Source organism: Variovorax sp. AC103 (genome assembly GCF_979254005.1).
The window spans coordinates 171,362-178,161 of record NZ_CEEDFC010000005.1; the positions used below are offsets into that span (position 1 = coordinate 171,362).

Genomic DNA, 6,800 nt, shown 5'->3' on the forward strand with positions numbered 1-6,800 from the left:
ACGCACCTTTCCGGGGCAAGGTCATGCCGCCACGGCTAAAGTCCTGGGCTCTCTGGGAGACCGTCTACTTGTTCCGCTTCTTCGAAAAACTACTTCACCCCTACTGTCGTTTTCAGAAGACGGCTGCACTGAACGTCAGAAGCCGACTGCACTATAGCAGCGGAGGGGTTGGATCCATCAGGCAACGACGGGCTGCTGCCGGCCATCAGCGGACGCAGGGAGGACTTTCCGCAACCGGCCGTTCGATGCGGCACCGATGGCCTTCGCGCAGGGGTAGTGAATCCGCCAGGATTGACTTGCGCTGCCCTACCTCTCACTAGTGAGGGGCGGCAGCGCATCAAGCGGTGAGCGCACTCCGGCACCGCCAACTTTCAGCACATGCGTGTAAATCATCGTCGTAGAGACGTCGGAATGGCCGAGCAGATCCTGCACGGTTCGAATGTCGTAACCGCTGCGGAGCAAGGCCGTCGCGAACGAGTGGCGGAGGGTGTGCGGTGTGGCGGGCTTCGTGATGCCTGCTTGTTCTACGGCACGTTTGAAGGCGCGCTGAAAGGTCTGGTCATACATGTGATGGCGACGCACGACACCGCTCCGTGGATCGGTCGAATGCGTGTGCTGCGCAAAAACCCAGAACCACGGCCAGGAATGCCCGGCGCGCGGATACTTCCGCTCAAGGGCGTCGGGAAGCGCAACGCCGCTGCGGCCCTCGGCCTGGTCCTTCAGCCACCATGCCCGTGCACGCGACAGCTGCTCGCGCAGGCTGGGTGCCAAGCTCTCGGGTAACATCAAGGCCCGATCCTTGGAGCCCTTGCCCTCCCGCACGATGATCGTGCCGTGATCGAAATCCAGATCCTTGACCCGCAGTTGCAAACCCTCACTGATCCGCATGCCCGTTCCATACAGAAGCTGGGCGAACAAACGATGCTCGCCTTCCAGAAAACCGAGGATGCGAACCACTTCATCCGGGGTCAGCACCACCGGCAAGCGCCGCGACGGCCGAGGTCTTCCGATCTCCTGAAGCCAGGGCAGATCCGTGCACAGCACCTTGCCGTAGAAGAACAGCAAGGCCGCCAATGCCTGACGATGCGTGGAGACCGAAACCTTGCGCTCGTTCGCCAGCCAGGACAGAAATGCCTCGACTTCGCTGCTGCCCAAGGTTGCCGGGTGACGCACACCGTGGAAACGGATGAAGGCACGAACCCAGTGGACATAAGCCTGTTCGGTTCGTAAGCTGTAATGCAAGTAGCGTATGCGCTCACGCAACTGGTCCAGAACCTTGACCGAACGCAGCGGTGGTAACGGCGCAGTGGCGGTTTTCATGGCTTGTTATGACTGTTTTTTATCGAGAAAGATCGCCTCGTATTCGCGCTTGGATGCTTCCAACTCCGGCGAACCGCTCAAGGCGGCAATCACCCCGGGTATTTCCCGACCTTGCAACAACACACAATCGACATACGACGACGCGATAACCCACGCGCGGTCCTCAAGGGTCGCCTTGCTGGTGGCGATGGCATCGGCAAATACCTGGTCCTGGCGCGCGTCGAAGTCTGCATACAGCGCGGCCAGCAACCCTGCGCGTGTAGCGAAGTGGTCGTAAACCACTGGTTTGGTGACGCCCGCCAGCTCGGCCAGGCGGCCCAGAGTCAGGGCGTCGGTGCCTTCGTCACGCACTAATTGCCAGGCCACGTCGAGTAACTGGCGCAGGCGATCTTCACGGGACAAACGACGACGTGGGGCAGGGGATTCACTGCTTGACATGCTTATATACCAAAAGTAACTTATTCGACGTAACTTACTAAAAGTAGATTAAGCTCAAATGGAGTCAAAGTCATGCACGCACTGATCGTAGTTGCTCATCACGACCCGCAATCTCTCACCCACAGTGTGGCCGCCGAGGTGGGCGCGGGCTTGACCGCCTCTGGCCACACCTTTGAAATAGCCGACCTTGCCGCTGAAGGGTTCGATCCACGCTACACCATCGCCGACCATCGGGTGCACCGTACTCGGGCGACGCCGCCAGCCGACGTGCAGGCCGAACAGGCCCGCATAGACCGCGCCGACGCGCTGGTGCTGGCGTTCCCCATCTACTGGTGGTCAATGCCAGCGTTGCTCAAGGGTTGGGTCGACCGCGTATTCGTCAATGGCTGGGCGATTGATTACGGCCCCGATACACCGGTGCAGAAGAAACTCAGGCATTTGCACGTACATGTGCTGGCCCTGGGGGCGGCTGACGAAAGCGCCTTCGATCGACACGGTTATGCCAAGGCCATGAATACCCAGATCGACTACGGCATCTTTGATTATTGCGGGGCGCGGGTACTCACTTCCGAGTTGTTGTTGGACTCGGAAAGTGGCACGGCCCAGGCGCATTTGCACAAGGCCCGGACCGTGGGGCAGGGGTTGTTTGAGCGTGAGGCCATCGCGGGATAATTCAAGCGTCGCGAAACAGGTCGTGGGCGTCGAGCAAGCGGTAGGCAATCTCTGGGTTTTTCTCCAGGCCACGGCGAATGGAGGCGGGGATCGACTGGCGGGTCTTGCGGCACATGCCCGGCAGTTCGTCGATGACGATCTGGATCCCGCGCATGCTTTTGACCTCGGTATGCCCGGGCGCGATGTGGACGCGGATGCCGAGTTGGTCGTACATCCGCCGTTGCAAGTGTTCGAGGTCTTGCAGGCTCTTGAGGTTTTCCAGGCGCTCCAGCAGGATTTTTTCCTGCTGTCGCGTCAGTTGCAGAATGCGCAGATCAGCGCCGGGAGCTTCCAGCAGTTGTTCACGGTTGCAGACACAGGCGCCGGGTGGGCAGGGTTGGCGAAGGGTCATTGACGCTCCCGGCAAGGTTCAGTTGTAGGAGCGAGCTTGCTCGCGAAAAACTCACAGGCGCCGCATTCATTCAGCAAACACGCGTTTTGGTTAACGTTTTTCGCGAGCAAGCTCGCTCCCACAGGTTTGTGTGTCAGTAGCTCAAGTGAACGCCCAGGCTGGCCAGCGCTTTCCAGTAGTCAGGGTAGGTCTTGGCTACGCAATCAGGGTCTTGGATGCGAATGCCCGAGACTTTCAGCCCGGCCAGGGCAAAGCACATGGCGATGCGATGGTCGGCGTGGGTATCGATCAGTGCGGTGCAGGCGGTGCCAGCCAAAGCGGGGTCGCTGGCAACCAGCAGGTCATCACCTTCGATGGTCGCCAGGCCCGGGCGAATTTCGTTGAGGCCATCGTGCAGCGCCTGCACGCGGTCACATTCCTTGACGCGCAGGTTCGCCAGTTCAGTGAAGCGCACCGGGGTATTGTTGAATGCGGCGAGCACCGCCAGGGTCGGGATCGCATCCTGCATTTGTGAACCCACCACCGTGGCCTGCATGTTCGGGAATTGCGCGATCACGGCCTGTGCCTTGGCGTCGGGCTGGGTGAAATCCTGCGCGGCTACACCAATATCGATACGGCCACCGGTCAGTACTTCTGCGGCCCACAGGTAAGTGGCGGCGGAAGCGTCGGGTTCGATCAGGTAATCATGGGCGGTATAGCCCGTGGGGGCCACGCGCCAGGTGGTGTCGTCCACGATGTCTACCTGGGCCCCGAACGCACGCATGCAATCGAGGGTCAGGTCCACATAGCCACGGGCGCCGATGTCCTTGCCGGTCAGCGCCACTTCAATCGGTGCTTCGCCGCACGCCGCCAGCATCAGCAGGGCCGATACGTACTGGCTGGACAAGCCTCCGTCAATCTCAAAACGCCTGGCCTGGACCTTGCCCGCGCCATGCACCGTTACCGGTGGGCAACCGGTGGGGCTGTCGACCTGGATGCCGTTCTGGCCCAGGGTGGCCAGCAGCGGGCCGATCGGGCGTTTTTGCATGTACTCGTCACCGTCCAGTACCACGGTGCCTTGCACGGTGGCGACGGCAGCCGTGAGAAAGCGCATGGCGGTGCCGGCGTTGCCGAGGAACAACGGCTGGGCCGGCAATTGCAGCGAGCCTTGGCTGGTGACGACAAAGGTGGTGTCGTCCGGCTCGTCGATGGTGACGCCCATCTGCCGCAGGGCGACCGACATATGGCGTGTGTCATCGCTTTTGAGCGCGCCGCTCAAACGGCTGGTGCCCTTGGCCAGTGCCGCGAGCAACAGAGCACGGTTGGTAATGGATTTGGAGCCGGGGGGCGCGACCTTGCCAGTGAGGGGGAAGTTGGGCGGTGTAACGGTCACGGTTTTCTGCGAACTCAAGGTACAAGGCTCCTGGTCAAGGCGAGGTGGCGTGGAGTGGCCGACGTGCGGACCCGAATCATCAGGCAAACACGCCATGCTTGTCGAGTGAGTGGGTGATCTGCGTATTTTAGGGTAACCGGAATATCTGGTTGATATCTCCTTTGCTGGCAGCCTGTAATTCCCACTTTCTCACCGGAGAATATGGTTGATCAGCCTCCCTTCGCGGGTTAGTATCAGTCCATCTATAGGAGGACGACCTCCCCCACCTTGGGAAGTAATGACCAGGACGACCTGGCCCCGTTATATTTCGGAGGGGTCAATGCCTTGGGTATATCTTCTCGTTGCCGGTGTCCTTGAGATTGTGTGGGCTTACACAATGAAGCAATCTCATGGCTTCAGTCGGCTCTTACCATCGATCATCACGATTTCTACAATGGTGGCCAGCTTCTGGCTGTTAGCAGTCGCCATGCGAACTATTCCACTCGGAACTGCCTACACAATCTGGACGGGAATAGGAGCTGTAGGCGCTTTTCTTGTCGGAATCGCATTTTTGGCTGAACCGGTTAATGCAGCGAGAATCATTGCTGCGATCCTCATTGTTTCAGGGTTGGTGTTAATGAAACTATCCAGCGCCTGACATCGAGGTTATTAATGATGGGTCTCGTTACTGGCCTTATTAACCTCTCAAATTATGAGGTCAGGGACTCCAAGTCGACAGACGACGAAATGCACTTCCAGGTGGACGCACCCGATCCCATCGCGTGCGAGAAATGTGGCGTGCAGGGTGAAATCGTGCGGTTCGGCAAGCGTGATGTTCCTTATCGTGATTTGCCCATCCACGGCAAGCGGGTCACCCTCTGGGTGGTTCGTCGCCGGTACACCTGCCGGGCCTGCAAGACCTCCTTCAGGCCCCAGCTACCGGAGATGGTGGACGGCTTCCGCATGACGCGGCGGCTGCATGAGTACGTGGAGAAAGAATCCTTCAACCACCCCTACACCTTCGTGGCGGCGCAGACTGGCCTGGACGAGAAGACGGTACGCGACATCTTCAGCGCTCGCGCCGAGTTCCTGGGGCGCTGGCACCGATTCGAGACGCCTCGCATTCTGGGTATAGACGAGCTGTACCTGAACAAGCGCTACCGCTGCATTCTGACCAACATCGAGGAGAGAACCCTGCTCGACCTGCTGACCACCCGCCGGCAGGACTTGGTGACCAACTACCTGATGAAGCTGAAAGACCGGCAGAAGGTCGAGATCGTCAGCATGGACATGTGGAACCCCTACCGTACGGCGGTCAAGACGGTGCTACCACAGGCCCGTATCGTGGTCGATAAATTCCATGTGGTGCGCATGGCCAATGATGCCTTGGAGAAGGTGCGCAAGGGCCTAAGAAAGGAGCTGAAACCCTCCCAGAGCCGAACCCTCAAGGGAGACCGGAAAATCCTGCTGAAACGCGCTCACGAAGTCTCAGACCGAGAGCGGCTGATCATGGAGACCTGGACAGGCGCATTCCCGCAACTGCTGGCCGCCTACGAGCACAAGGAGCACTTCTACGGCATCTGGGATGCCATCACGCGCTCCCAGGCAGAAGCCGCCCTGGACGAGTGGATAGCCACCGTCCCGAAAGGCCAGAAGGAAATCTGGAGCGATCTGGTCAGAGCGGTGGGCAACTGGCGCGAAGAGATCATGACCTACTTCGAGACGGATATGCCCGTCACCAATGCTTACACGGAATCCATCAACCGACTGGCCAAGGACAAGAACCGTGAAGGGCGTGGTTACTCCTTCGAGGTGATGCGGGCACGAATGCTCTACACCACGAAGCACAAGAAGAAGGCCTCAACTGCGAAGGTCTCTCCATTCTACAAGAAAACCATCTGTTACGGACTGTCGGATTTCGCAGAGGAACTCAATTACGGGGTCGATCTATCAACCATCTGAGGGTGGTATAAGGTTGGTGGGGTGAAGGAGCCCCATCAACCATTAAATCCGGATACCCTTTTTTTGTACAGTCTATGCCTCGGGCATCCAAGCAGCAAGCGCGTTACGCCGTGGGTCGATGTTTGATGTTATGGAGCAGCAACGATGTTACGCAGCAGGGCAGTCGCCCTAAAACAAAGTTGTAAGGTAATATTTTAGTTTTGTTATCGCACTTGGTTGGTGTTGTGAAGAAAAGCGTTTGCAGTTTCTATTACATCACCTGCCGTCCGGTCTAACCTGTGGTCGAGTGCTGAAAGTTCACGTAGGTTTCACTGGCATGCTAAATTCGCCGAGTGTTAGTAAAAATTGAAATTGAATTAAAGTGAATCGCGCTTGGCTACAGCTCCATCAAGTCCGCGCGTTGAACAAAATAATTGGGTGCGGTTTTCGTAAGAGTTTGCACTTTGTAGCAACAACTAACGTCCAGCTTACAACAAGGCGTTGAATTCGCGCACTGCGTGCGCTGGGACAGTTCGTAAGTCGCGCATTTGGTGAATCATTGCGGAAAGTTTATCGCAAGCGCAACTTACAAACTGCCCATTAACTAAGCGTTGTAAGGTAATATTTTAGTTTTGTTATCGCACTTGGTTGGTGTTGTGAAGAAAAGCGTTTGCAGTTTCTATTACA

7 protein-coding genes are annotated in these 6,800 nt (G+C 57.9%); 3 read left to right on the plus strand and 4 right to left on the minus strand.

Going from position 1 to position 6,800, the window contains the following annotated elements; genetic code table 11:
* Positions 1-306: 306 nt before the first annotated feature.
* Complete coding sequence (gene intI1, locus AC0IYU_RS09415; protein ID WP_000845048.1) at positions 307-1,320, minus strand: class 1 integron integrase IntI1; 1,014 nt, start codon at positions 1,318-1,320, stop codon at positions 307-309.
* Between the two features lie 6 nt (positions 1,321-1,326).
* Complete coding sequence (locus tag AC0IYU_RS09420) at positions 1,327-1,758, minus strand: TetR/AcrR family transcriptional regulator (protein WP_472115645.1); 432 nt, start codon at positions 1,756-1,758, stop codon at positions 1,327-1,329.
* A gap of 72 nt (positions 1,759-1,830) precedes the next feature.
* Between AC0IYU_RS09420 and AC0IYU_RS09425 the strand changes: the two genes are divergently transcribed.
* Complete coding sequence (locus AC0IYU_RS09425; protein WP_054898696.1) at positions 1,831-2,430, plus strand: NAD(P)H-dependent oxidoreductase; 600 nt, start codon at positions 1,831-1,833, stop codon at positions 2,428-2,430.
* 1 nt (position 2,431) lies between these two features.
* Here AC0IYU_RS09425 and AC0IYU_RS09430 read toward each other — a convergent pair whose 3' ends face one another.
* Positions 2,432-2,821, minus strand: coding sequence for a hypothetical protein (locus AC0IYU_RS09430; RefSeq protein ID WP_471639644.1), 390 nt, complete (start codon positions 2,819-2,821; stop codon positions 2,432-2,434).
* Between the two features lie 133 nt (positions 2,822-2,954).
* Complete coding sequence (locus tag AC0IYU_RS09435; RefSeq protein ID WP_034127624.1) at positions 2,955-4,211, minus strand: 3-phosphoshikimate 1-carboxyvinyltransferase; 1,257 nt, start codon at positions 4,209-4,211, stop codon at positions 2,955-2,957.
* A 301-nt stretch (positions 4,212-4,512) separates the two neighbouring features.
* Between AC0IYU_RS09435 and AC0IYU_RS09440 the strand changes: the two genes are divergently transcribed.
* Both AC0IYU_RS09440 and AC0IYU_RS09445 read left to right on the plus strand, forming a co-directional pair.
* Positions 4,513-4,830 (plus strand): DMT family transporter, encoded by a 318-nt coding sequence (locus AC0IYU_RS09440; protein ID WP_032429244.1) that lies wholly within the window; start codon positions 4,513-4,515, stop codon positions 4,828-4,830.
* Positions 4,831-4,844: 14 nt separating this feature from the next.
* Positions 4,845-6,134, plus strand: a complete 1,290-nt coding sequence (locus AC0IYU_RS09445; protein ID WP_023343400.1) for an ISL3 family transposase — start codon at positions 4,845-4,847, stop codon at positions 6,132-6,134.
* Positions 6,135-6,800: the final 666 nt, after the last annotated feature.

Excerpts from the sequence above, each read along its gene's own strand:
- intI1 (WP_000845048.1), bottom strand. The coding sequence starts at position 1,320 with ATGAAAACCGCCACTGCGCCGTTACCACCGCTGCGTTCGGTCAAGGTT.
- AC0IYU_RS09420 (WP_472115645.1), bottom strand. The coding sequence starts at position 1,758 with ATGTCAAGCAGTGAATCCCCTGCCCCACGTCGTCGTTTGTCCCGTGAA.
- AC0IYU_RS09425 (WP_054898696.1), top strand. The coding sequence starts at position 1,831 with ATGCACGCACTGATCGTAGTTGCTCATCACGACCCGCAATCTCTCACC.
- AC0IYU_RS09430 (WP_471639644.1), bottom strand. The coding sequence starts at position 2,821 with ATGACCCTTCGCCAACCCTGCCCACCCGGCGCCTGTGTCTGCAACCGT.
- AC0IYU_RS09440 (WP_032429244.1), top strand. The coding sequence starts at position 4,513 with ATGCCTTGGGTATATCTTCTCGTTGCCGGTGTCCTTGAGATTGTGTGG.
- AC0IYU_RS09445 (WP_023343400.1), top strand. The coding sequence starts at position 4,845 with ATGATGGGTCTCGTTACTGGCCTTATTAACCTCTCAAATTATGAGGTC.